General features: G+C 36.4%; 25 protein-coding genes and 1 pseudogene. 14 read left to right on the top strand and 12 right to left on the bottom strand.

Translation table 11 applies throughout. The features are described 5' to 3' along the window. Positions 1-28: 28 nt before the first annotated feature. The 4 genes from F984_RS09490 to F984_RS09475 all read left to right on the top strand — a co-directional run bounded on the left by F984_RS09490 (position 29) and on the right by F984_RS09475 (position 3,331). Complete coding sequence (locus F984_RS09490) at positions 29-214, top strand: hypothetical protein (protein WP_004708863.1); 186 nt, start codon at positions 29-31, stop codon at positions 212-214. A 90-nt stretch (positions 215-304) separates the two neighbouring features. Continuing rightward, positions 305-526: a hypothetical protein gene (locus F984_RS09485; RefSeq protein ID WP_000668585.1), complete on the top strand. Its 222-nt coding sequence runs from the start codon at positions 305-307 to the stop codon at positions 524-526. A 774-nt stretch (positions 527-1,300) separates the two neighbouring features. Beyond that, positions 1,301-2,197, top strand: coding sequence for a LysR substrate-binding domain-containing protein (locus tag F984_RS09480; RefSeq protein ID WP_002050172.1), 897 nt, complete (start codon positions 1,301-1,303; stop codon positions 2,195-2,197). A gap of 237 nt (positions 2,198-2,434) precedes the next feature. Next, complete coding sequence (locus F984_RS09475) at positions 2,435-3,331, top strand: LysR family transcriptional regulator (RefSeq protein ID WP_004708860.1); 897 nt, start codon at positions 2,435-2,437, stop codon at positions 3,329-3,331. Between the two features lie 61 nt (positions 3,332-3,392). Here F984_RS09475 and F984_RS09470 read toward each other — a convergent pair whose 3' ends face one another. The 8 genes from F984_RS09470 to F984_RS09435 all read right to left on the bottom strand — a co-directional run bounded on the left by F984_RS09470 (position 3,393) and on the right by F984_RS09435 (position 11,295). Next, positions 3,393-4,565, bottom strand: coding sequence for a thiolase family protein (locus F984_RS09470; protein ID WP_000095311.1), 1,173 nt, complete (start codon positions 4,563-4,565; stop codon positions 3,393-3,395). 65 nt (positions 4,566-4,630) lie between these two features. Continuing rightward, a complete protein-coding gene (locus tag F984_RS09465) occupies positions 4,631-6,040 on the bottom strand; it encodes a short-chain fatty acid transporter (protein ID WP_004708858.1) in 1,410 nt (469 codons plus the stop codon). A 115-nt stretch (positions 6,041-6,155) separates the two neighbouring features. Further along, the gene (locus F984_RS09460; protein WP_004708855.1) at positions 6,156-6,797 is read right to left on the bottom strand and encodes a 3-oxoacid CoA-transferase subunit B; all 642 of its coding nucleotides are present in this window, start codon (positions 6,795-6,797) and stop codon (positions 6,156-6,158) included. A gap of 1 nt (position 6,798) precedes the next feature. After that, on the bottom strand, positions 6,799-7,503 hold the full coding sequence (locus tag F984_RS09455) for a CoA transferase subunit A (RefSeq protein ID WP_004708854.1): 705 nt from the start codon (positions 7,501-7,503) through the stop codon (positions 6,799-6,801). Between the two features lie 244 nt (positions 7,504-7,747). After that, positions 7,748-8,629 carry a LysR family transcriptional regulator gene (locus F984_RS09450; RefSeq protein WP_002050110.1) on the bottom strand — a complete coding sequence of 294 codons (882 nt, stop codon included), beginning with the start codon at positions 8,627-8,629 and terminating at the stop codon, positions 7,748-7,750. Between the two features lie 279 nt (positions 8,630-8,908). After that, positions 8,909-9,634, bottom strand: a complete 726-nt coding sequence (locus F984_RS09445; protein WP_004708852.1) for an alpha/beta hydrolase — start codon at positions 9,632-9,634, stop codon at positions 8,909-8,911. A 121-nt stretch (positions 9,635-9,755) separates the two neighbouring features. Then, on the bottom strand, positions 9,756-10,691 hold the full coding sequence (locus tag F984_RS09440) for a LysR family transcriptional regulator (RefSeq protein WP_004708850.1): 936 nt from the start codon (positions 10,689-10,691) through the stop codon (positions 9,756-9,758). Between the two features lie 166 nt (positions 10,692-10,857). Then, the gene (locus tag F984_RS09435; protein WP_025469303.1) at positions 10,858-11,295 is read right to left on the bottom strand and encodes an MFS transporter; all 438 of its coding nucleotides are present in this window, start codon (positions 11,293-11,295) and stop codon (positions 10,858-10,860) included. On the opposite strand from F984_RS09435, the pseudogene F984_RS22375 reads away from it, so the two are divergent. Beyond that, positions 11,272-11,640 (top strand): annotated as a pseudogene (locus tag F984_RS22375) (helix-turn-helix domain-containing protein); the annotation flags it as partial. The gene F984_RS09435 and the pseudogene F984_RS22375 sit on opposite strands and share 24 nt — an antisense overlap. A 206-nt stretch (positions 11,641-11,846) precedes the next feature. Here the strand turns inward: F984_RS22375 and F984_RS09425 are convergent. After that, positions 11,847-12,110 (bottom strand): hypothetical protein, encoded by a 264-nt coding sequence (locus F984_RS09425; protein ID WP_002049812.1) that lies wholly within the window; start codon positions 12,108-12,110, stop codon positions 11,847-11,849. Between the two features lie 230 nt (positions 12,111-12,340). Between F984_RS09425 and F984_RS09420 the strand changes: the two genes are divergently transcribed. Further along, the gene (locus tag F984_RS09420; RefSeq protein WP_004708845.1) at positions 12,341-12,784 is read left to right on the top strand and encodes a BLUF domain-containing protein; all 444 of its coding nucleotides are present in this window, start codon (positions 12,341-12,343) and stop codon (positions 12,782-12,784) included. 136 nt (positions 12,785-12,920) lie between these two features. Here the strand turns inward: F984_RS09420 and bla are convergent, their stop codons facing one another. Then, complete coding sequence (bla, locus tag F984_RS09415) at positions 12,921-13,775, bottom strand: putative subclass B3 metallo-beta-lactamase (RefSeq protein ID WP_029771699.1); 855 nt, start codon at positions 13,773-13,775, stop codon at positions 12,921-12,923. Positions 13,776-14,440: 665 nt separating this feature from the next. Between bla and F984_RS09410 the strand changes: the two genes are divergently transcribed. From F984_RS09410 to F984_RS09400, 3 genes are all read left to right on the top strand, one after another. Beyond that, positions 14,441-15,862 carry a GntP family permease gene (locus tag F984_RS09410; protein ID WP_004708841.1) on the top strand — a complete coding sequence of 474 codons (1,422 nt, stop codon included), beginning with the start codon at positions 14,441-14,443 and terminating at the stop codon, positions 15,860-15,862. 33 nt (positions 15,863-15,895) lie between these two features. Beyond that, positions 15,896-16,681: a 3-hydroxybutyrate dehydrogenase gene (locus tag F984_RS09405; RefSeq protein ID WP_004708839.1), complete on the top strand. Its 786-nt coding sequence runs from the start codon at positions 15,896-15,898 to the stop codon at positions 16,679-16,681. 323 nt (positions 16,682-17,004) lie between these two features. Next, entirely contained in the window at positions 17,005-17,991 is a 987-nt protein-coding gene (locus F984_RS09400) for an AraC family transcriptional regulator (protein ID WP_004708836.1), read from the top strand. Positions 17,992-18,058: 67 nt separating this feature from the next. Here F984_RS09400 and F984_RS09395 read toward each other — a convergent pair whose 3' ends face one another. Then, positions 18,059-19,402 (bottom strand): MFS transporter, encoded by a 1,344-nt coding sequence (locus F984_RS09395; protein ID WP_004708835.1) that lies wholly within the window; start codon positions 19,400-19,402, stop codon positions 18,059-18,061. Between the two features lie 330 nt (positions 19,403-19,732). Here F984_RS09395 and F984_RS09390 point away from each other — a divergent pair, with 330 nt between their 5' ends. Genes F984_RS09390 through F984_RS09370 form a run of 5 tightly spaced genes read left to right on the top strand, consistent with a single transcriptional unit; the run spans position 19,733 to position 24,624 of the window. Further along, positions 19,733-20,983, top strand: coding sequence for a dienelactone hydrolase family protein (locus F984_RS09390; protein ID WP_004708833.1), 1,251 nt, complete (start codon positions 19,733-19,735; stop codon positions 20,981-20,983). A 12-nt stretch (positions 20,984-20,995) separates the two neighbouring features. Further along, complete coding sequence (locus F984_RS09385) at positions 20,996-21,781, top strand: SDR family oxidoreductase (RefSeq protein ID WP_004708832.1); 786 nt, start codon at positions 20,996-20,998, stop codon at positions 21,779-21,781. A gap of 43 nt (positions 21,782-21,824) precedes the next feature. Continuing rightward, complete coding sequence (locus F984_RS09380) at positions 21,825-23,063, top strand: styrene monooxygenase/indole monooxygenase family protein (protein WP_004708830.1); 1,239 nt, start codon at positions 21,825-21,827, stop codon at positions 23,061-23,063. Between the two features lie 28 nt (positions 23,064-23,091). After that, positions 23,092-23,622, top strand: a complete 531-nt coding sequence (locus F984_RS09375) for a flavin reductase family protein (protein ID WP_000379602.1) — start codon at positions 23,092-23,094, stop codon at positions 23,620-23,622. A 54-nt stretch (positions 23,623-23,676) separates the two neighbouring features. Then, positions 23,677-24,624: a SphA family protein gene (locus tag F984_RS09370; protein ID WP_004708827.1), complete on the top strand. Its 948-nt coding sequence runs from the start codon at positions 23,677-23,679 to the stop codon at positions 24,622-24,624. Positions 24,625-24,681: 57 nt separating this feature from the next. Here F984_RS09370 and F984_RS09365 read toward each other — a convergent pair whose 3' ends face one another. Then, on the bottom strand, positions 24,682-25,734 hold the full coding sequence (locus F984_RS09365; protein WP_004708826.1) for an AraC family transcriptional regulator: 1,053 nt from the start codon (positions 25,732-25,734) through the stop codon (positions 24,682-24,684). Between the last annotated feature and the right edge of the window lie 393 nt (positions 25,735-26,127).

Genomic DNA, 26,127 nt, shown 5'->3' with positions numbered 1-26,127 from the left:
ATACAGAAAATTTTGATTTATTAAGTTTATGTTAAAAGTAATTGGTGCCTTACTAATATTGGGAAGTTTTACTTGCTATCTCCTTATAGGAAATGAAGAAAAAACTGAAACCAAAAGTTCACACATGCTTAAAGAAGCTGAGCAATCGATTAAGAATGCTGAGTTATCTATTCAAAAAGCAAAACAAAATATTCCTACTGCATCGTATAAGTAATTGAGGTAATAAAGATTATTATCTATTAAATAATCTTTTGACTGAAATTTTATTAAGATGTCAGCGCTGTAAAGAGACAAATGCATGAGAATGAAGTTTATTGCATATGACCCTAACTCTGGTGAAAAACTAAGCTTGAAAGAGCATATTCATCACATGGATAAATACACAACTTATGTTTTTTTTAGTGATGAAAAAGACAATATGGTATTTAACCCACAGAAAAAACAGATATTTGAAATCAGCCAATATACTTCAAACATGATGGTTGAAATTTCAAGAAAGTTATACTACTTAATTGGTGAATATTAGTTCATTTTCTATAGATCATTATGTGGATGAATTATCGCTCTTACTGATGAATTAATGTACTCCCTGTCAGTCTATAGATACTTTAGTATAATAGTCGGGATTATCTTATTAATTTATACTTACCTTAAATATTGTATGAAATACAATTAATTATTAATACTGCTTAAATCCTGAAATGAGGTAAGGTAATCATTTACTTATCAATTATTACCTTACCAAATCATTGTAAGAGTAAATAATAATTCTCTTTTTTGATGATTAGATGAAGTGAGAAAGAATCTAAAACTAGATTTTTTAGATACTTTTTATAGTGGAATAGTGTATTAATTTAAGATTCTTAAAATTCAATCAATAACCTAGAGATTGGTTATTGAAACAGTTTACAGTCCGCATTCTTCCCCAAGGTGCGGACTTTTTTTATCATTAAAATGTACGAATAGAATTTCGTGCTTATTTCTAAAAGTTATCTTGTTAAGATCACTTATTTAATTTTATGATGGGTTTTTATCGATTGATTTAAATAATTTTTTTAGCTGAACTGTACTTATGTTCATCTCTTGTCTCGTGAAAACAAAACCTATTATTTTCTTATCTTCTTTTCTATGTCAGAATTATTAAATACTTAATTTTATAGATTGGCTTTGTCCTTTCACTTCTCGCATTTTTGCAGGTACTCCCTATGTTTTATCATTCTTTCTCATCCCTAAATTTATTTATGCTTCTTCCCAAAAATATCAATTAATAAAATTACAAATCTAAAAGGGAATAGATAAGATGAATTTAGAAGTCCGTTGGGTAGAGGATCTCCTCACATTAGAACGTGAACGTTCGATTTCGAAAGCAGCCGAGAAAAGATTTATTAGCCAGTCTGCATTTACTCGAAGAATTCAACAAATTGAAGAAATGATTGGTGCTGAAGTCATTATTAGGAACAACAAAAACAACATCGAATTTACAGACATTGGTCGAATTTTATTAGTGATGTCTAAGAATATTGAAAAACAGGTAGAGGAGACCGCAAAACTTATTAAAAATATTAAGAATGAGACTGAATCTACCATTCGTTTCTGTGTAGTTCACTCATTAGCTTCAGGTTTTTTAACAACATTTTTAAAGAAATTTCCTACTCTTATTCGTGATTTAAAAATTGAAATTGTCGCAACGAATAGTGGAGAAGGCCTATCTTTGTTAAAAGAAGGCGCCTGTGATTTCATGATTTGCTATGCAGATAAAAGTAATATTAGAAAAGTTGGAGATGATATTTTAAGTGGTATTAAAATTGCTGAAACGGTCATTGTACCGGTTTCTGCAACTGAACCCGACCATAGCCCAAAACATACAATACAAAGTAACTTTGCTCTACTAGCGTATAGTAAACACGCATACTTAAGAAAATTAGTGGACCAACTTATTGAAGGTAAGCTCGTATATAAAACGTTATATGAAACTGATAATGCCACCAATTTAAAAGAGCTGGTTTTACAAGGTCTAGGGGTTGCTTGGATTCCGAAAATTAATGTTGAAGAAGACCTTGCAGCTGGGAAATTGGTTATTTTAGATCAGCAAGAATATTGCCTTGCTCAAGATATTTATATTTTCAAAAATAATTTGAGTGATAATAAATCGGTACAACAAATATGGAATGGTTTTAAAGCCCAGCAAGAACTATAACGCATACTCATTCAAAGGGTGAAGTACACGATATTTATATATAAATTAAGCAAATAAGTAGATTATGCTTGGGTCTTTATGATGAAAGGCATGATAAAGCATTGCCCCTCGTCTGAATTCTTTGCTAATTTAGAGTAAAATTCAATAAGTCAAAAGTAGGGTAGAAGAATTTTTCTATCATTTATAACTGCTTTTGAACTTATTTCAATGGATTATTAAATCCAAGCGGAGACAATTTTGTTTGATCTAGACAGTAGATTATTAAATATTTTTTATCATATTTATCGGTTCAAAAGTGTTTCAATGGCTGCAGATGCTATTGGTCTAACACAGCCGAGTGTAAGTAACGGTCTAAACAAAATTCGTCAACATTTTAATGATCCTTTGTTTATTCGAGTCGGCAATGAAATGATTCCGACCGAACTGGCGAAGCAGATTTTTCCTCTGATTAGTGAAGTTATTGATAAAGTTGAAAGTATTAATAACTTTAATGTGAACTTTGATCCATTGACATCAGACCAGCTGTTTACGATTGCAATGACTGATGTATCACATTTAGTTTTACTGCCTCAGTTAACCAACTATTTAAAAGAAAAAGCACCTCTCATCCGTTTAAATATTAGACCTATTACGCCAGAAACCAGCTATCAAATGGCAAATGGTGAAATTGATTTGGCGATAGGTTTCTTACCACAATTAGAAGAAGGTTTTTATCAGCAGAAGTTTTTTCGTCAACACTATGTTGTGATTAGCTCAAAAAGCCATCCGCGTTTAGACCCAAATAATTTTACTTTAGAAGATTACATGCGCGAATATCATATCGATATTGATGCAGGTATTGGGCATTATCACATTAAAAATGAACTACAAAATAAAGGGTTGGATCGAAATATTTTAATTCGTTTACCAAGTTACTTAGGTGTAGGTCTAGTCGTTCAGGAAACAGATGCGATTGCCACTGTTCCATATTATTTAAGCCAAGTTTTATTGGTTAGAGAGAACTTACAAATTTTACCTGCACCGCTTGATTTTCCAACTTATGACGTTAAGCAACATTGGCATATGTCTTGTCACCATAAGAGTAGCCATAAATGGTTCCGTCAAACTTGTTATGAGCTATTTAAAACAGTTTAGGAATTTTACTTATAAAAAAGAAGATGTAAGAAAAATCCTTACATCTTCTTTTAATTTTGAATTAAATTTCAATCGCAACGGCTGTTGCTTCACCACCACCAATACATAGAGCCGCAACGCCTTTCTTTTTACCTAAGCGTTTTAATGCATAAATAAGAGAAAGGATAATTCTTGAACCTGTAGCGCCAATTGGATGGCCTAATGCACATGCACCACCATGGACGTTTACTTTAGCTTCATCAATACCTAGCTCATGAATTGGTGCCATTGCCACCATTGCAAAAGCCTCATTAATTTCCCAAGCATCTACTTCATCAACAGACCAACCAGCACGCTCAAGTACTTTCTGAATTGCACTAATTGGAGCAATTGTGAATTCGCTTGGATGCTGAGAGTGCGTCGAAGTTGCCACAATTTTTGCTAAGGTATTTAACCCATGGCTTTGAGCATATTCTTCAGTAGTTAGTACTAATGCAGCAGCACCATCAGAAATCGAGCTTGAGTTAGCGGCTGTAATTGTACCGTCCTTGCTAAAAGCAGGGCGTAAAGTTGGAATTTTCTCAAGATTTGCTTTTAATGGTTGCTCATCTTGATCAACAACTTCAACACCTTTGCGGGTTTTTACTTCAACAGGAACAATCTCTTCTTTGAAATAACCTTCCGTAATCGCAGTTTGCGCTTTTTTAAGTGAAGAAATTGCAAAGTCATCCATTTGCTCACGGGTAAAGCCTTTGGTGTTTGCCATGTCTTGCGCAAAAGAACCCATTAAACGACCTGTTTCTGCATCTTCAAGGCCATCTAAAAACATATGGTCCTTAATTTCACCGTGTCCCATACGATAACCACCGCGAGCTTTAGGCAAAATATAAGGTGCATTTGTCATAGATTCCATCCCGCCAGCCACAATAATATTGGCACTGCCTGCTTTTAAGGTATCTGATGCCATTAACACCGCTTTCATTGCAGAGCCACAAAGTTTATTAATGGTCACAGCTCCGACATGATCAGGCACACCAGCTTTACGCATGGCTTGACGAGCAGGACCTTGACCAATACCTGCACTGAGTACACAACCAAAAATTACTTCATCTACTTGTTCAGGCTTAACACCTGCACGTTGGATCGATTCACGGATGACAGCAGCGCCAAGTTCTGGAGCAGTTAGAGAAGATAAACTACCCTGAAAACCACCCATTGCAGTACGGCTACCTGAAACTATAACAATTGAACTCATCTTAATATCTCTTATTGGTGTATTTGCTAAATTTGCCTTTAGCCTAAACTAAAGGCGCCACTAAATTAAAAAGTTGGAGGGGTATAGCTGAGCGTTCTACCAAAGAACCACAGCAAGAATAAAACTAAAGGAAAATGCACAACGAGCTGAGTCACTGTAAAACCAATCACATCTTTTGCTTTTAGTTTTAAAATGCCTAACATTGGAAGCATAAAAAATGGATTGATTAAGTTTGGTAAAGCTTCGGCTGCATTATAAATTTGTACAGACCAGCCCAAATGAACCTTTAAATCATTTGCTGCTTGCATAACATATGGGGCTTCAATAATCCATTTTCCACCACCTGACGGTACAAAGAATCCAAGTACCGCAGAGTAAACTCCCATTACAATCGCAAAGGTTTCTTTTGATGCGATTGAAACGAAAAACTCGGCAACGTAATGTGATAGTGATAAATCCTGACTGTTTAAAGCTTGGGTCATAATAAAGGCGATACTTCCGTAAAGTGGAAATTGGATTAAGATTCCCGATACTGCCGGAACTGCTTTTGCAACAGCATTTAAAAAGTTCCGTGGTGTACCATGTAAAGCTAACCCAAGCATTAAAAACACGAAGTTGTAGGTGTTGAGACTTGAAATGGCAATGATTGGATTACTTTTTGAAAACTCAAAAAACATCCAGATTAAGCCTAAAGCCACCACAATAATCGTTAAAATAGGTGAGTTTTCTAACCAGTCGCCTGGGCGCGTTGATTTCTCCTCATGTGGTTTGTCTTCTTCAAACTGCACATCAAAACTATCAATTGTTTTAACGTTATTGCCTTTGGGCGCTGACCAATACGCAATGGCGATTGAAACAATCACCAAAATAATCGTCATCGCAATTGATTGCCAAAGGAAAATAGTTTCGGTAAATGGAATAACACCAGTTAGGTTATAAATTGATTCAGGTAAACTGGTTTTATTTGCCTGAAGCTGTGCTGCTGATGAACTAATTCCAAGCGCCCAAGTTGCTCCCATACCAATGATTGCGGCTGCCGCAGCAGCACGATAATCCATATTCAGCTCTTTACGTTTTGCTAATGCAATTACTAAAAGTGCAGTAAGAATTGTACTAACAGCCCAATTCATCAGAGAAATTAATAAGCTTACAGTTGCAACTAAGACAATAGCACCACGTCCAGAATTTGGAATACGTGCCATTTTTTGGATGAGGTATTTAACGGGCTTAGATACAGAAACGACATAACCTACAATAATGAGCATTGTCATTTGCAGGGTAAAGGGAATAAGACTCCAGAAGCCATTACCAAATGAAGTGGCCACATCGTGGATTGGGGCGCCAATAGCTAAAGCAGCGACAGAGACAATAATGACGCCAAGCAGAGCAAAAATATATGAATCAGGAAACCATTTTTCAGACCAGTCACTAATCCGAAGCGCAAATCTTTCAAAAATTCCTTGCTGTTTTTCCATAACTGAAAAATCCTTCTCGTTCTTATTTATAAACAGCACATCCGGTGCTTAAAAGGGTTAAGACCCAAGCTCACTTACTAACTTGAGTCTTGTACAGCTAACTAAATCTTAGAATTTACGCAACTAAGTTTTTATAAAACTCAACACCTGTAGCAGCTTGAATTTGTTCGAGCGTAACATCTTTAGCTAGTTCAATGAGCTCTACACCTTGTGGCGTAATATCCATTACACCTAAGTCTGTAATCACGCGATGAACAACACCTTTACCTGTTAAAGGCAAACTACAGCTTTTCACGATTTTTGGTGTACCGTCTTTTGCACAGTGTTCCATTAGAACCACAACTTTTTGGACACCAACAACCAAGTCCATTGCACCGCCCATACCTTTGACTTTCTTACCCGGAATCATCCAGTTCGCTAAGTCACCTTTTTCAGAAACTTCCATTGCACCTAAAATTGCAATGTTGACATGGCCACCACGAATCATGGCAAAAGATTCTGAGCTTGAGAAAAATGCTGCACCAGGGCGGGCAGTAACCGTTTGTTTCCCGGCGTTAATTAAATCGGCATCAACAGTTTCTTCGGTTGGAAACTCACCAATACCTAATAAGCCATTTTCAGATTGAAGCCAAACATTAATATTTTCAGGAATATAATTGGCAACAAGGGTAGGTAAGCCAATACCTAAATTGACATAAAAACCATCTTCAAGTTCTTTTGCAGCACGTTGTGCCATTTCATTACGTGACCAAGCCATTTTATACTGCCTCCGTGCTTAAAGTTTTATGCTCAATGCGTTTTTCAGGTGATGCATTTAATACGATGCGGTTTACATAGATACCCGGCAAGTGGATTTCATCCGGATCCAATTCACCAATTTCAACCACCTGTTCAACTTCCGCAATTGTAATTTTTCCAGCCATTGCACATTCAGGGTTAAAATTCTGAGCAGTTTTACGAAAAACTAAATTACCTGCTTTGTCAGCTTTATATGCTTTAACAAGAGCCACATCTGCTGTTAACGATTCTTCTAGAATGTAGTTTTTGCCATGAAAAGTACGTTCTTCTTTACCTTCCGCAATGAGGGTACCTACGCCAGTTTGTGTGTAAAACGCAGGAATTCCAGCGCCTCCTGCACGTAACTTTTCAGCTAAGGTACCTTGTGGAGTTAGTTCAACTTCTAGTTCACCATTTAAATATTGGCGCTCGAATTCTTTATTTTCACCCACATAAGAAGAGATCATTTTTTTGATCTGTTTGGTTTGAAGCAAAATACCTAAACCAAAATCATCTACACCTGCATTATTAGAAATACATGTGAGACCAGTCACGCCACTTTGCTTAACTGCAATAATCAGTTTTTCAGGAATTCCGCATAAACCAAAACCGCCTACAGCAAGTGTTTGATTATCTGCAATAACATCTTTCAGTGCTGCCTCTGCATTGTCATAAACTTTATTCATTCTGTTGTTTTCCTATATCCCTTAGTAGTTTAGTTTTAGCATCACAATTTGCGTTATAGAAGTTAATTTTTTTAAAGGATTAATAAGTATAATCAATGAATGGTATCAAATTTATAACAAAAGATCATTTTCGGACTATGTAAAAAACTTTAAAAAATAATTTTAATTTATTGAAAAGTATCATTATTAATTAATTTATATTAAACATGAGCGAAACTCATCCTAAAATACAGTATTTAATTTTTTAAAATTTATATTGAACCAGTGCTTCAATAAATTGAGCAGAAATATTTGAAATTTCAAAGTTCTTTTTATAAACAATTCCTACTGTTTTATGAATGGCTTCATCTTTTAAATCTATCAGTACGTTATGTTCTTTATCAATGTGTTTGGCAAAATGTCTTGGAATTGCACTTACTCCAATTCCATAAGCAACAAAACTTGAAAGAGATGAAATTTGATGACATTCCACTTTTAAATCGAGCGTTATATTATTTCGCAAACAATTTTGCTCAACTAAATATCGAACAATTGAAGGTTTCTGTAAGGTCACAAATGGGTTTGAACAAAGCTCATGCCATGTAATAGAAGATGATTGAGCGAGTGGATGAGTCTTTGGCAATAGAGCCAAGAAATCTTCTTCAAACAGAGGCTTGAACTCTAAGCCTTCGGTGAGATCTGGTTCAAAACAAATACCAAGCTCAAAAATACCATCCTGAACTTTTTCTATAATGGTCTCATTTGGAATATCGTGAATTGAAAAATTAAGATTGGGGTGAACAGCTAAAAACTGGTGAATTACTTCAGGCAAAATTGCGTGAGTCACAAAGGGCATAGATGCAATACTTAAAGTTCCCCGATTAAGCTTAAAGCGTTGTTTGACATCATTTTCCATTTCATCCCAATTGGCGAGTAATTTTTTTGCATAGGGAATGAGAGATTTGCCTTCTTGGGTAAGCTCAACACGGCGTGTATTACGGTTAAACAGTTTACCGCCTAACTCTTCTTCTAAACTTTTGATGGTGAGACTTAAAGCTGATTGGCTTAAATGTAACTCTAAAGAAGCATTGGCATAGTTGAGTGTACGTGCAAGGGCTAAAAAAGCTTTTAGTTGTTTAAGCGTCATTTCTTTCCTTTAAATTACTCAACTTACCTAGAAGAGTAATTTATACGAAAATTTGCCTAATATGATGTTTTTTGACAAAAAATTATGAAAAATAAAAATCACGTACTTACTTGATAGAGAACAAATTGTAGGATGGTAAAGAACAGATATTAAAGCTAATTTTCTAACGAGGATTTTAGCTTTCTGTATATGCTCATTAAGATATACCACTAATATTATTAATACTAAGTATGCAAGATTTATGTGTCGAAGCCCTTTGAAGGGCTTTCTTTTAAATATTTACATTTGATATTTTTTCAAGAATTTTTTTATTTCAAGAGAGTATTTGAAAGGATGTGAAAATCGAAACATATGACCCGTACGCTTGATAATGACTTCTTCTGAGTTTTTAATATTCTTTAAAAGAGTTTTAGAAGCTTCTTCTCCAATCAGTTTGTCTTCATCAGGTGTAAGAATTAATGTGGGTACTAAAATGTTTCCTAAGAGAGGTATATAGTTGATTTCTTCAATTGATTGAATACGATTGATATACGCTTTGTGAGGCGTGGATTTAATAAATAAATCTCTACTTAGATTTGTTGACCAGGGTATTTCTCCCTCTTTATCAAAAGATGAAGCGAGCTGTGCAGAATGAAATCGAAGTGTTAGTTGTCGATAAAATGGACCTGAAAAGAAAGGGGCAAGCATTGATAAAAATTTGAGTAGTGGAGAAGTAATCGGACTTTTAGCAAAACCGCCAGAAATGACCAAACCTGTTAAACCTTTTGGTTGACGTATTGCAACAGCAATTGCTGCTATAGCACCATAAGAATCACCAACTAAAACGTAATTATCTAGATCTATTACTTGGTCCATAATGAAATCAGCTAATTCTTCTATTTTATTAATATCATTCGGTAAACAAAAAGTGCGCATATTATAATTTTTTAATTCAGTAAGTTGATTAAGTTGCCATGCTGCTCCTGAGAAGCATGGAATCATGACTAGGGTTGGCTGGTTATTCATGAATTACTCCAATAATTTATATAATCGTATTAGAGTGATTCTAATCAGCTGAAATTATGATCTCTAATGGCATTCATTCATTGAATGCATGCATAAAATTAATAACTAAAAAAAGAATTTTTTAAATGGCTGATTGTGCTGATATTAGTGTGTTTGTAATCCATTCGATCATAGGTTCATTAATCCTATCTCTCGATCGAATAATATAAACCTCCCAAGTTGGTAATACCAAAGGTAGCTCAAAAATGCTCAATTGAGCAGTCTCTTGTAATTTTAATGCTACTCGCTCAGCTATTACTGCTATTGAATCTGAACTACCAACTAAGAATGGTACAGCCAAAAAACTAGGGCAAATTACGCTAATTTTGCGTGTAAGGTTATGAGTTTTTAGTACTTCATCTACAATTCCTCGTATATCTCCATTTGGTGAGACTAAGATATGCGAAAACTTGACAAAGTTATTGATATCTATGTACTTTTTATTGTCGCGTTTGATTAAAGCTGGGTGATTTTTACGAGCAATCCCTACAAATCTTTCTTGATGGACAAATTGGCAATCTAAACGCTGGGGGATTTGAAAAAAAGATCCTGAGCCAATTACAATATCAATATCTCCATTATCTAACATGCTTAAAGCTGATTCAGTATTAGCTTGTTTTAACTTCAAAACTATATCAGGAGCAGCCTTCTGAAGCTGAGCAAATGCAGGATTGATAACTGTTAATATTGCATGGTCAGTAACTGCCAGTACAAGGGGCCTCTTTAAGTTCATGGGATCGAATTGCCCTCTAGGAGTAGCAACTTGTCTTATTAATTCAAGAGCTGTTTTTACTTGTGGCATTAATTCAACTGTTAGTGGAGTAGGCTCTATTCCTTTAGGGTTACGAATGAATAAAGGGTCCTCTAGAGTATTACGTAGCCTTGATAAAGCATGGCTAGTTGCAGATTGTGTTATATGCAAGCTTTCTGCCGCACGACCAACGTGTCTTTCATTCCATAAAGCTTCAAGTACAACCAGAAGATTAAGATCAAAGCGAGTAAGATCCAAAGATTTCATAGCTTGTAAACCAAAAGTTGAATTTAAAAAATTTAAGCTATACAGAATTTGAAATAAGTACGCTCAATGCTTTCATAGTGTTTTAAACTTATATTACTCATATTAGAGTCCATACAAGAATGCTTTCAATAGATATACTTTAGATCTAAAAAATAAATGATTATATCTAGTCAAATATTTCAATTAACTCGACTTTTGACTGCAGAAATAACGCTAACGATGCACAGACTGTAAGAACAAGGCCCAATTGTTGTACTAGCCCAGCCAGTCCAAGCATACAACCCAACAATAAATAATACGTTAAGCCGAATAACGCACTAGCTTTACCTGCTTGTTCTCGATAATGACAGAGTGCCTGACTAAGTATGTTTGGGATGGCAATACCGTAGGCTAGAACGACTCCGGCCATCGGAATCAAGATCCATACGGTTGTTTGTAATATCCAAGCAATCATGCTTGATAACATTGCGATGTGACAAGCATGTCTTACCAATATTTCTGGTTCAATATTTGAGGCAAGTAGTTTTCGATTTAATAAACTACCCATAAGAGATGAGATTGCTAATAATAATCCTGTCCAGCCAAACGAAGTGAAAATTGGCAATTAATATATCCATCAGATGCTCGTCTAGAATCGTGGTTAGAGCATGTCCGTTTTGGTGAACTACCTCCACGGTTAGGCCAACTAGCTCAGATAGTAGGTGCTTGTGAGCGCACTATTAGCCGAATATTCATTCGTGATACAGGAATGAATTATCAAAACTGGAGACAGCAATGGAGATTATTAAGAGCGATGAAAATGCTAGCAAAAGGAAGACAAATAAGTGAGGTAGCGCAGCAATTAGAATTTGTCAGTGAGAGTACATTTATCGTTTTTTTCCGCCAACATACAGGTACTACTCCAGTCCGTTATCTACGGAATATTTTTGGTGAAAATTCCTATAAATAAAATTTTCTTTATCGTCTGATCAAGCAGCTGTGTTCTGTGGGGACAATCAGTTAATGGTTTTTTAAGTCCAGAAGGAGCTCTCACTGGCTTAATGGTTACACCATAATTACGTACGCTAAATTAATAATTTTACACTAGACAAAGTTTTGAAAAGCTCACTTTCGGGAGCTACTCTATTAATTAAAATTAGTTAAAGAAAGTTTTGATCATGAATATCTTAATTTGGTTTTCTTTGTCAAAATCTTAATAATCTTAAAGACCTGATTATTCAGCTTTATTTTTTGATGGACGGTTGCACTGTCGAGTTGATCCCACAGCTCAAATGGAAAAAATTCTGAGCTATGATCAAATACCCATAACCATTGGTAGCTATGGTTCAGTGTATGAGTATCAAAACGAACATCTTGAACTTTGACAATCTTAAGCTGTTTATGGTGTTCGTCTTGAAGAATAATTTCATGGTTCTCCATTAGACCGCCACAAATTAAAAAACAGGTTTTAAGTGTACTTGAAATAAGATTTTCTGGTTAATTGATTAGGTTGGCATTCATTTACAAAACATTTCTGCTTGTTAAAGTTTGTCATTTTCAAAATGATAATAATCTTTACTCTTGAAATACAAGGTTTTAAGTAGGTTGCATTGTAAGGCTTATATCTAAGTGTCAGAATGCACGTTGACATTTATCTTCGAGTTATCGCTATGAGTTTAATAGGCTTTATGTATGCAAGTAAAACCAATAGTGAACATAGTCAAATAAAACAAGATTTAATTGATATCCTCACAGAAGCAGTCAAATTCAACTCTCAAAATGACATTACTGGTGTGCTTTACTATGGTAATGGATACTTCTTACAATACTTAGAAGGGGAGAAAGAACAAGTTGAGACGCTATTTTATAAATCAATTTTGAAAGATTCGAGACATCAAAACTGCGAAATCATCTTTTTGGAACCGTCCGAACAGCGGTTATTTAAACATTGGAGTATGAAATTTGCGCCTATAAATACCAAAATAAAAGATTTCTTTTTTCATCATCATGTTGATGAGTTTAATCCGTATTTACTTAATACTAATTCAATCCCATCTTTTATTGAATTACTTGTAGATCAACCCAATTTGAAAGCGGATCAATATCAAGTTTAACCAAAAATATATTTTTTGATTGGATATATATCCAAAAAGAAAATGTTGAAGGGTGATGATATTAAAGTTTCTAAAAAAGCCCTGCACAATCAGGGCTTTTAAATTTATATTAAATATAAATAGTACTATTTTACATTTATGGCTTACTACTAACTAATGATTTTTCAAATGCCATTTCTGCATCTTTTACAATAGCAGAAAGTTTTTCTGGTTGAATAAATGCATTAACTTGACCTGCATCTTTGCGCGCTTTATTTCCCATAACATCTGCAACTTCTGGATGGCTAGTAAGCACAATGTCTGCTTTCATATTTTTTAAACGCTTAAAACTCTGACGATAATCTTCTACAATATTTGGATATTGATGATTATTTTGTAAAACATTGCCAGCAACAGAGAGACTGCAAGGGAAAACAACATTTAGGTTCTTACCATTAGATTTAACTTCAGTTGACCAAGTTGTACAACCCGGAGTATGGCCTGGGGTAAGAGTAGCTTTTAGTTTTAATTTCCCTAGTTTAACTACTTCTCCATCGTGAATGACTTTATCAACTTTAACTGGAGTAAAAGGAATACTTTGGAAGGTGTTTTCACCTATTGGTTTTCCTATTTCTAAAGCTCGAACATCCTGCTGCATAGCAATTAATTTGGCGCCAGTGTCTTGTTTAATGCGGGCAAGTGCACCTACATGGTCCCAATGAGCATGGCTTGTAACCATAATTTTTACATCTGATAACTTAAAACCCAATTTTTTAATATTCTGCTCTATTTGCTCTGTATTTTCCGGAAGACCTGTATCTATCAATAAAGCTTGATGATCAGAGGTCAATAAATAGGTTCCAAGACCGTGAGTACCTACATAGTATATATTTTCAGTAATTTGGAATGGCTGAGTATTTTGCGTCCAGTCATCAGGTAACTTTAATGGTGTAGCTGAGGCAGATAGAGAAGTCAGCAATATACTTCCTGTAAACAATATCTTTTTCTTCATCTTTATTGGACTCGTAGGTTGGTCGCAGTAATTAAAGTTTTATATTTTAACGCCTTTGCTATAATTAGACCCTAATTTATTCATAAAAAAATATGACCATTCATTAAATTTTTATGTGTTTATGTTTGTTTTTCATTCTTACTGATAAGTCATTTCAGAACCCGTCTCTTTAAAAAGCCTTTAGCTCAATCTATAAATAGATCTCAAAAAACTCAAATTAATAAATTAGTAAAGACTAATTTTTAATGTAGAGAGGATAGCGATCTGATGTTTAGGATACAGCTTCCTCATTATTTCCTTAAGATTAAATTATGAATATCTACTAAATTATTTTAAAAAATATATTATTTAATTGTCTTTACTAAATAATATGAAATTATTAATTTGATTTACTCAATAATTAATAAGTTTTATAAATTAATAATGGCTTTTAAATAATTTGTTTTACTAGAAAATTTATATAAATACCTGTATTTTATTGATATTTTAAAATTTAAATAAATTACATTGTTTTTAAATATTTTAGTGATATTTTATTTTTAAGCTCATTTATCTATTACCAATCGTAGATATTGTGATTTTTATCATTTTAGGTTTGGGATAACCTAAATATCTTTTGGTAATTTTATTGAACCTAATATCTATTCTTTAGGGAGAAAGAATATATGTGGGAATTATTTGTAATTCTACTTTCGCTTGGGCTGTTAATGTATACAGCTTACAAGGGTTTTTCTGTCATTCTCATGGCACCAATTTGTGCCTTACTTGCAGTTTTACTCATTAATCCAGCCAATGTTTTACCGTTTTATTCGGGTGTCTTTATGCCCAAAATGGTGAACTTTATTAAAGATTACTTTCTTGTGTTTTTGCTCGGGGCAATTTTTGGTAAAGTCGTTGAAATGTCAGGGATTGCTGAGTCTATCGCTCGAACCATTGTGAGATGGATTGGCGCAAAAAAAGCAATTTTAACGGTTGTATTACTAGGTGCAATTTTAACCTACAGCGGTGTTAGTTTATTTGTTGCTGTATTTGCCATTTATCCGTTTGCCAACCAGCTATTTAGACAAGCTAATATTCCAAAACGTTTAATTCCGGGAACCATCGCGCTTGGTGCATTTACATTCACTATGGATGCATTGCCAGGTACACCACAAATCCAGAACGTAATTCCTACCACTTTTTTTGGTACCAATATTTATGCCGCACCTTTCTTAGGAATTATTGGTGCTATTTTTGTTCTATGCATGGGTTTAAGTTACTTAGAATGGCGTCGCCGCGCTGCTGCAAAAGCTGGCGAAGGATTCTCTAGTTTTGGTATAGACAATACACCGTCTCAAGAAGTTGAAGCTGATATGAACTTGCAAAATAATGGAAGTTCGGCTCGTCAGTTTCTAGCATTTGTACCGCTCATTCTTGTTGCAGTAATGAACAAATATTTATCTAAAGCAATCAAAGAATGGTATCCAAATGGCTTTGATTTTGCCTCAGTTGGTCTAGCTGATTACACCGTAGATGTTGCGAAAACTGGTGCGATATGGGCGGTTGGACTTGCGCTGATTGTCGGGATTATTACTGCAATTTTGTTTGATTACCAACGTGTAGTAACCAACTTTAAAGAAGGTATTAATGCGAGTATTGGTGGCTCACTTTTAGCCGTAATGAATACGGCTTCTGAGTACGGTTTCGGTGCCATTATTGCGTCATTACCGGGTTTTGCGATGATTAGTCATGCAATGAGTAGTACTTTTACAAATCCTTTAGTAAATGGGGCGGTGACGACAACTGTTTTAGCAGGTATTACCGGTTCAGCTTCTGGTGGTATGAGTATCGCTTTAAGTGCGATGGCTGAACATTATAACGCCGCGATTTTAGCTGTGGGTATTCCACCAGAAGTTATGCACCGTGTAGTTGCGATGGCGTCAGGTGGTATGGATACCTTACCGCACAATGGTGCTGTCATTACTTTACTCGCTGTTACAGGTTTAACCCATAAACAATCGTATAAAGATATATTTGCAGTTACGGTAATTAAAACATTAGCAGTATTTGTGGTGATTACGGTCTTTACCGTAACGGGTATTGTTTAAATCAGCACGTTATAAGTATTAAGGAGTAAATAGATGACTAAACTTTTAGACGGTAAAGTTGCTTTTATTACAGGTTCTGCAAGTGGTATCGGTCTAGAGATTGCTAAGAAATTTGCTCAAGAAGGTGCCAAAGTTGTCATTTCTGATATGAATGCCGAAAAATGCCAAGAAACGGCGAACTCACTTAAAGAGCAAGGTTTTGATGCCTTATCTGCACCATGTGATGTAACTGATGAAGACGCTTATAAACAAGCAATTGAGCTGACTCAAAAGACCTTTGGTACGGTTGATATCTTAATTAATAATGCTGGTTTCCAACATGTTGCGCCTATTGAAGAGTTTCCAACGGCCGTTTTTCAAAAGTTAGTTCAGGTTATGTTAACAGGGGCATTTATTGGTATTAAACATGTTTTCCCAATCATGAAAGCTCAAAAATATGGTCGTATTATTAATATGGCTTCAATTAATGGCTTGATTGGTTTCGCTGGAAAGGCAGGCTATAACAGTGCTAAACACGGCGTAATTGGTCTAACAAAAGTTGCCGCATTAGAATGTGCACGTGACGGTATTACAGTAAATGCTTTATGTCCGGGGTATGTAGATACACCATTGGTTCGTGGGCAAATTGCAGATTTGGCTAAAACCCGTAATGTAAGTTTAGACAGTGCACTTGAAGATATAATTTTGGCAATGGTTCCTCAAAAGCGTTTGCTATCTGTTGAAGAAATCGCTGACTATGCAATTTTCCTCGCAAGTGAAAAAGCAGGTGGGGTAACAGGTCAAGCTGTCGTGATGGATGGCGGTTATACGGCCCAATAATTTAATTGTTTTATAAAAACCGCTTATTTTATATAAGCGGTTTTTTATTCATTAAAAATTTACGATCATCTACTGTTCAAAATAATGCTTTATCTCTACTATAACTCGTTATAAAAAAACCAATAAAATAAGTTCGTTAAGGTATAAATTTATACTTTAAAGGTATTTAACTTATTTCCATTTTTAAAATTTAATAGAGTATGAGAAAGTAATATTTACGCATGTCCTGATTAAATACTTTCAGGAAAACTCGTCAATTAAAGGGTATTAATTGGCATACAAGTTGCTTTTTTAGCAATAAGTTTTAGCTAGGTGAAAAGGATATGATATCACTCAGCCAACAGATGGAACTCAATCATTATTCACGCAAAGCTGAATTTGCGCAGAATCTGATGTCCACAATTTGTGGTGAACACCGTCTAGACACGATTTACAAAGACAATCTCGATTTCCACTATGACGGAATGCGTTTGCCTAATAAAAAAATGGCAATCGGCACAATTAGTTATGGTGCTAACGTTGCTATTAACATCTCAAATTTAAAAGCGTATAGCATTAGTTTACCTATACAGGGGCGACAAGCTCTCAACATTCGTGGTGCACATTATCAATCTGATGAAAACAGAGGCCTTATTGTTTCAAATAACGACCAGCAAGATCTGATTATCGATAAAGACTGTAGAAAATTTCAGGTGGTTATTCCTGAGCGGAGTATGCAGATTGTCCTTGCGGATCTACTCAATAAACCTATAGAAACGCCTATCATTTTTAATCCTGAAATGCACTTAGACTCTGAGCAACTGATTGGAGCGTGGTGGAAGAATATTCAGAATTTTTTACAGCTAAAATCGCAATATAGCAATTTTTATGGTTTACAGATGTTATCTGAAGACTATGAAAATTTTGTAATTAAAGCCTTACTATTATCTCAAGAAAACAACTACTCTGAAGCTTTAAAGTCACTTTCACATCAAGATGAGCCAGCTTATATCCGTAAGGTTCGTAATTTTATTATTGAACATGCTCATGAAGAAATCTGTGCAGAAGACTTGCAGCGTCTGGCTGGGGTTTCAAAATCAAAATTGTATGACGAATTTCAACAATACTACGGCACCAGCCCAATGTCGTATTTGAAAAAATATCGACTCCAACAAATTTATAAAATCTTGAGTACCACAGGAGCAGATAAAAAGATTTCTATTTCAAAGCTTGCATATGACTGGGGCTTTAACCATTTAAGCCGTTTTTCTCAAGAATATCGTGAAGAATTTGGAGAAAACCCAAGTGAGACTAAAGGTAAAATTTTCTGATATTTAACTTTCGCAATAAAAAACTGATTTAAGTAATTAAATCAGTTTTTTATTTATTGCTTAATATTTATAGACTTTCTTCAAGTTTTAACACTTGTTTGTGTTTAGATTTTTCATAAATCACTTTCAGGCTAAGTGCAATAAATGAGATGAAAGTTGGTAAAGCGAGAATAAAGAAAATACCGCTTAAACTTAAGTTAAAGGTGAAAATGAGTGAGCCAAAGAATGCACCTAAAATTGCACCAATACGACCAATACCATGCATCCATGAAACACCAACCGCGCGGCATACCGCTGGGTAGAACATAGCTGCAAGTGGCAGTAATGAAGACTGTGCACCAGCCAGTAATGCACCAATTAAGAAGATAGTAAGGCCTAATAAGAAAATATTTGAGCTCACTAGACCAGCAACAATAAATAGGCTGAAAGCGATGAAATATGAATATTTAATCACTGTAGTTGGGTTTAGTTTATCCATGTACCATCCCATAATGGTTGCGCCAATTACACCGCCAAAAGGGAAAATCGCAGCAATTAAACTAAACTGTTGGGTACTAAAACCTGCTGTTTTTAAAATCGTTGGCATCCAGCTTGTTAAAAGATAGAACACCAAAAGACTGGTAAAACAGCAGATCCAAAGCATGCTTGAACCCCACAGATATTTTCCTAAAACCACTTTAACTGGATTTTCATCTGAAGGATTTTCTGCTTGAGCTAAAATAAGTTTTACCGGTTCTTGGAAGGAATGGCCTTGAATATTTTCTAAAATACGCTGCGCTTTATCTTGTTGATGACATGTAATTAAGTATTGAGTTGATTCAGGTAATTTAAGTAATAAAGCAACCACTAAAATGAGGGGAATACTTCCGCCAATAATAATCACTTTGGCCCAGCCATAGCTTTCTAACAGATAAGCTGATAACACACCGCCACAAGAAATACCCAGCATAAATCCACAGCCAGCAAGACCTGTGAGAAATGCTTTACGTTTTACAGGCATATATTCTGAGACAATGGTACTAATGTTTGGCATAGCTGCGCCTAAACCTACGCCAGTAATAAAGCGATAAATCATTAAGTCTTGAGTTGAATTAGCAAAGCCACACAAAATCGTAAATATTGAGAACAAAAGGCTTGTAAAAACAATAACACCTTTACGGCCAAATTTATCGGCTAAGGGGCCCGAAATGATTGCACCAATTGACATACCGACTAAAGCAGCACTTAAAACGGGAGCAAGTTGAGGCTTGGTAATTCCCCAATCATCCAATAATGCCGGTGCAACAAAACCAATAATTCCTGTATCTAGACCATCACAGAAAAAGACAAAAAAGCCTAGGATAAAAACTATCCACTGTAGTGGAGACAGTTTTTCGCGATTGATAATCGTGTTTGCATCTATCGTTTTCATATGTATTCCTTCTTAAAATTATTTAATTCCCTGAGTAATTCAATGTATTAGTTACAAAACCTGTGTCTTTAATTGAACTATTTTTAACCAATATTCACTATCCAATAAGTCCGAATATTCATCCATTTTTTCCAAATGAGATAAAAAACATTCATTTCATTTTTTAATTTAATCGTTTGAAATATAGGTGTTTCTTATTTTTAATTTTTCCATCCAGTTTGATTGATTTTGATAATTGCGCAGAGATTGGATAGTGCTTGCAGCTTTTGGACAGTCTAAAAAAATTTTCAGATAGAAGATAAAGCCATAACAATGTCAGGAGTTGACACTATGGCTGGTCAAACCATTCAAATTCAAACTGCATCTGGAAAGCAGTTCGGTGCATATCTAGCGACACCAGAAACAGGAAAAGGACCCGGTGTGGTGCTTTGTCAGGAAATCTTTGGGGTGAATGCAGCAATGCGGGAAAAGGCAGATTTTCTTGCAGAAGAAGGCTATACCGTTTTGGTTCCTGATTTATTTTGGCGTGTAGCACCTAATATTGAACTGGGTTACACACCAGAAGATTTTCAAAAAGCTTTTGAACTTTATCAGCAATATGACGAAAACCTCGGTGTTGAAGATATTCAAGACAGCTTAGCTTTTTTAAAGACACGACCAGAATGTGATACCTCTACAGGTCTCGGCGTGGTTGGCTATTGTTTAGGTGGAAAGCTAGCTTATTTGGCAGGCTGCAGACTTTCGGAAGTGGCATGTGCCATAGGTTATTACGGTGTAGGCATTGAAAAAGCGTTAGATGACTTAGCTAACGTAAAAGGGCGCTTGGTTTTACATATTGCTGAACTGGACCAATTTACACCGCCAGATGCGAGACAAGCGATTGTCGATGCAGCCAACCAATATTTAAATGTAAAAGCCTATGTTTATGAAGGTGTTGATCATGCCTTTGCACGACCAAAAAGCAACCATTACCACAAACCTTCAGCACGCTTTGCTCACGAGCGTACAGTAACAGCTCTACATGAAACGATTGGGCCGAAATATGACCTGGTCGCACTATGGGAAGAGCATATTCGTCATGAGTTCGATACGCGTGACGTACCAGCAACCATGGCAACAATGGTCGCGGAGCCTTATGTCAACCATATTCCAACTTTGACTGGTGGTGTAGGCCAAAGCCAGCTTGCTCGTTTTTATCAATATCACTTTGTTCATCAAAACCCAAAAGATATGAAGATCACTTCGATCTCTCGTACGGTTGGCTCAACGCAAGTGGTAGACGAGTTTATTATGAGCTTTACCCACGACGCAGAAATTGACTGGTTATTACCGGGTGTAAAACCGACTGGTAAATATGTCGAAATTCCAATGTTAGGTGTAATTCAGTTCAGAGGTTCAAAGCTGTGCCATGAGCATATTTACTGGGACCAAGCGTCGGTACTCGTTCAAATTGGTTTATTAGACCCAACAGGCTTACCCGTTGCAGGTGTTGAGACCGCGCGAAAACTTCTTGATGAAGATCTTCCTTCCAATACTTTGATGCCATCTTGGTCAAGTAGTGAAGGCAAGCCAGTTAGTTAAGGAGTATTTGCAATGAATATAAATTTAAAAGGAAAAGTCGCTGTGGTGAGCGGCGGTGCAACACTGATTGGTAAAGCTGTTGTACAAGCCTTAGTCAGTGCAGGTGCTCATGTCGCTATCTTAGATATTGATACCAAAGGCAAGGCAATTGCCGAAAGCTTTAACCATGACGTGATGTTTATTCAAACCGATTTAACCAGTGATGCCGCTATTCAACAAGCTGTGGCAGATATTCGTCAACATTTAGGTGAAGTGAGTTACTTGGTCAATCTGGCATGTACATATTTAGATGACGGTTTTAAATCTTCACGTCAGGACTGGTTACAAGCACTCGATCTTAATTTGGTCTCTACCGTTGAGCTGAGCCGTGCTTTATACAATGACTTAAAAAAGCAGCAAGGTTCAATTGTCAATTTTACTTCTATCTCGGCCAAAGTGGCACAAACAGGACGCTGGTTATATCCAGTTTCTAAAGCCGCGATACGTCAACTCACACAAAGTATGGCAATGGATTTTGCTGCCGATGGTATTCGCGTCAATTCTGTTTCACCGGGTTGGACATGGTCACGAGTCATTGCAGAAGTCAGCGGCAATAACCGTGAAAAAGCCGATAGCGTGGCAGCCGATTATCACTTGCTAGGCCGATTGGGTCATCCCGAAGAAGTCGCCAATGTTGTTTTGTTTTTATTGTCACCCGCTGCGAGTTTTGTCACCGGAGCAGATTACGCAGTCGACGGTGGCTATTCAGTAATGGGCCCTGAAGGATCACAGCCCGCTATTCCACGTTTAGCCGAATAGCACAGCGTTTTAAAAGCACATTTAGAAAATTATGGAGAAGATTATGCGCCGTATTGCAATTGTTGGAGCAGGACAGTCTGGTTTACAGCTTGGTTTGGGGTTATTAGATACAGGTTACGAGGTAACCATGATTACCAACCGAACTGCCGACGAAATCCGTCAAGGTAAAGTTATGTCAAGCCAGTGTATGTTTCATACCGCTTTACAAACTGAACGTGACTTAGGTTTAAATTTTTGGGAAGAACAATGTCCAGCAGTAGAAGGTATTGGGCTGGCTTTAGTCAATCCTGAAAATGGTGGCAAAGCATTTGAATGGAGTGCTCGTCTTGAGCGCTACGCTCAATCGGTCGATCAACGCGTCAAAATGCCATATTGGATGGAAGAATTTGAACGCCGTGGCGGTCGATTGGTGATACAAGATGTTGGAATAGAAGAGTTAGAACAACTCGCAAACGACTACGAGCTTGTATTACTCGCGGCTGGTAAAGGTGAAGTTGTTAAACAGTTTGAGCGTGATGATGCACGAAGTGTTTTCGATAAACCGCAGCGCGCTTTGGCATTGACCTACGTCAAAAACATGAAGCCAATTTCACCTTATTCACGTGTGACTTTTAACATTATTCCAGAAGTCGGTGAGTACTTTTCTTTTCCGGCACTTACCGTGAATGGCCCTTGCGACATTATGGTATTTGAAGGAATTCCAAATGGGCCAATGGACTGCTGGCAAGATGTCAAAACACCAGAACAGCACCTGCAATGTAGTCTGGACTTACTCAAGAAATTTGTGCCTTGGGAATATGAACGCTGCGCAAATGTTGAGATAACCGATGCTGGCGGTTATTTGGCAGGGCGTTTTCCACCGACCGTACGCAAACCCGTTTTAACCTTACCGTCTGGCAAGAAAATTTTTGGTATGGCAGATGCCTTAGTGGTCAATGATCCAATTACTGGTCAAGGCTCAAACAATGCGGCTAAGTGTAGCAAGATCTATTTTGATGCCATTTTAGCCAATGATAATCAAAGCTTTAGCGAACAATGGATGGTTCAAACTTTTGAACGCTATTGGGCTTATGCAGAAAAAGTCGTGGCTTGGACCAATAGCTTGCTCGTACCGCCACAACCGCATGTTGTTGAGCTATTAGCAGCTGCAAGCCAAAACCAGAGCATTGCTTCAATTATGGCCAATAACTTTGATGACCCGCGCGCCTTTGCTCCGTGGTGGTTTGATGCAAATCAGGCTCAAGCATTCTTAGCTTCAAAAAACACAGCAAAAGTGGCCTAAGGTCAAAATATCAAAGGGAGATTTAAAAATGGACACAATTGACACTTTAGCTTTACAAGCGATTAATGCCGAAAATCCAAGAGAAATTCGTAATTTGCTTGGTCAGTTTGCAACTGGCGTTACCGTGATTACCACTCGTGGTAAAGATGGCCGGAAAATAGGTATGACAGCCAATTCATTTTCATCTCTGTCGTTAGATCCGCCATTAATTTTGTGGAGCCTTTCAAAAACGGCGCCAAGTTTGCCTGATTTTGTAGAAGCTGAATATTTTGCCATTCACATGTTGGCACAAGAGCATCATCAGCTTTCGGGGCATTTTGCTCGAGGTGCTGAAGACAAATTTGCAGGCATTGCCCATCAACAATGCAATGCAGGCGTTCCAATTTTGACGGATGCACTCGCAACCTTGGTTTGTCGTAATGTAAATCAGTATGAAGGCGGAGATCACCTGATTTTTATTGGTCAAATTGAACAGTACCAACAACGCCAAGGTGAACCATTGGTATTCCACGCAGGAAAGTATCGGATTGCCGCTGAGCATCCAGAATTAGCACATTAATTCACCACAATCACGATCAATCCGGTCGTGATTTTTTTTATAGGAAATAAGAAGATGAAAAGCACTTTAATTAAACATGGCTTTTTAGCAGGGACATTGTTGGGTGTGCCTTTGGTTGCACATGCCTATGATTTACCGACCGTAAACTTAGGTATGACCAGCTTTCTCGATGGTGGATTACCCGCAGGGCCCGGTTGGTATGCTCAAACCTATTTTCAAAATTACGATAGTAATAAACTGGTCGATGTTAATGGACAAAAACTCGGTTTACCTAAAACAGATCTAAATTATCAAGTACTGGTTGAACAGATTAGTTATTTATCGAATATCCGAGTAAAAGATAAAGCCAGTCTAGGTATGAATTTTTTAATTCCTTTTGTCAGTAAAATGGACATGGATGATGGCTTGAATAATGCGGCAATTAAAGCCCAAAGTGGCTTTGGGGACATTATGATTGGGCCTTTTATTCAGTTCGATCCAGTCATGGGCGCACAAGGACCGAAGTTTGTACATCGTTTTGAGTTTCAGGTGAATTTACCTACTGGCGAATACGACCAGCAAAAAGATATTAACCCAGGTAATAACGCCGTTTCATTTGACCCGTATTGGGCTGCCACATATTGGTTTAATCCAAAATGGACAGCTTCAACACGTATCCATTATCTCTATAACTTTAAGAATGATGACCCAAGCTATGCGTTTGCTGGAGCAAATGATATACAGGCAGGGCAAGCAATTCACGCAAACTTTGCAACGGACTATGCTATTACCGAACAGTTCCGTTTAGGGCTCAATGGCTATTGGCTAAAACAAGTTACAGATACCGAAGTCGATGGTGAAAAAGTCAAAGGTCGACGTGAACAAGTTTGGGCAATTGGTCCCGGTGCGATGTATAGTTTTTCTAAAAATGATCACTTGGTTGCAAATGCATATTTTGAGCAAGATGCTGAAAACCGACCAGAAGGTACGCGACTACAAGTTCGTTATGTCCATCATTTTTAAATCATAAAAAAAAGCCTTTTATATCAACAAATATAAAAGGCTTTTATCTATTTTAGTTTAAGAAAAAGTTGAAGTAATTAAGCCTTCACTGTGACCAGATCGGCGAGTAGACGAAGGTAACTCACCATAACGGCGTTTATATTCTTGAGAAAAACGACCTAAGTGAGTAAATCCCCATTTAAATGCAACGTCAGTGACCGATAGATGTTCATTATGCATCAGCTCTAAATGAGCTTGTTCAAAGCGTAATTCTTTTAAATAAGACATTGGGGTGGTCCCCAAATAATTTTTAAAACCAGTAAATAGGGTTCTTACGCTCACGCCTGCATGCTCGGCCAGAATTTCGACGTTAAGCGGCTCATGTAAATGTTCTTTTATGTAGGCTTCTGTACGCTTCACAAAATAAGGAGAAACGGTTTTTTCTTTATAATGATCAAGCTTATGTAATGCATTGTTGGGCTGACCATAAATGAGTGCATTAAATAAATTTGACTCAAACTGTTTAAAGGCTAAAGGATGATGGAGAGGGTGCTGCTCACAAGCTAAAGCATCCATTAAGGTTCTAACAAGCTGCAAAAAATAGGCTCCACCTTGGGTAGAAAAATCTAATTTTGGGTCAAAAACGAGTAAGTTATTTTCTGGATCAGCAATATGTTGACGGCAATGATATGTAAAATCATCCTTTGAAACTTTTAGAATGAGCTGCGGTGAGTTCGCGTGCCAGCGCATACGTAAATATTGCTTAGGTGAAATAAGAGAAGCAACTTGAGAATAAGAAATAAACTTTTGCGAACCAAACTCGATTTCTGCATAGCCTTGAGTTGGAATTTGAATTAAGTAAAAGTTATCCAGATGATCTGGTTCAATAATGACATCTGCGCCATATTCTAAGCGACTAATAGATAGCGCACCTGTTTTAACATGGTGCATAGTTGCACTGAAATCTCGCTTCTGATGAGAGATTTTAAGATCATGCGGTTTAAAAATTTGGCCTACATTTCGGCAGGTTTCGCTTAAATCGTGGTGATCGAACACCAAATTATGATCAGTAAAGATAGACTCATTTTGAAAATGACGTCCATTGAGTCCGTGGGAGTTGGCTTGGTTCATATATATCCCTTTTGGCTCACTCCTGTATTTACCTGTGTTACAAAAGCTTTAAAACTTCGCTGTACATCAAGTAAATACGGCACTTAAAAAAATTAAGTTACGCGTAAAATACAATGAGATATAAGCAAAATACAGACCAATTTAACCGCTAATTAATATGATTTTCTCAAATTTTTAAGTCGGATTTTATCCATCAATTTAATACATTCGAGAAATAGAATAGGGGGATATAAAAGGTACTTTAACTTAATCTCATCATGATCTTATTCCTTAAGATCTATCAAAATTTATAGCAAATCCGAGCGAACTGGTCAATTTATTTTGTCGGAATCTATTGATTTATATTATTGATATATAAAAACTTTTAATTTAATTGCAAAAATTCAATATACC

This window comes from Acinetobacter nosocomialis NIPH 2119, assembly GCF_000368085.1.
GTDB classification, from domain to species: Bacteria; Pseudomonadota; Gammaproteobacteria; order Pseudomonadales; family Moraxellaceae; genus Acinetobacter; species Acinetobacter nosocomialis.
The sequence above is the reverse complement of the archived record's forward strand: the minus strand, read 5'-3'. Positions and strand labels throughout refer to the sequence as shown.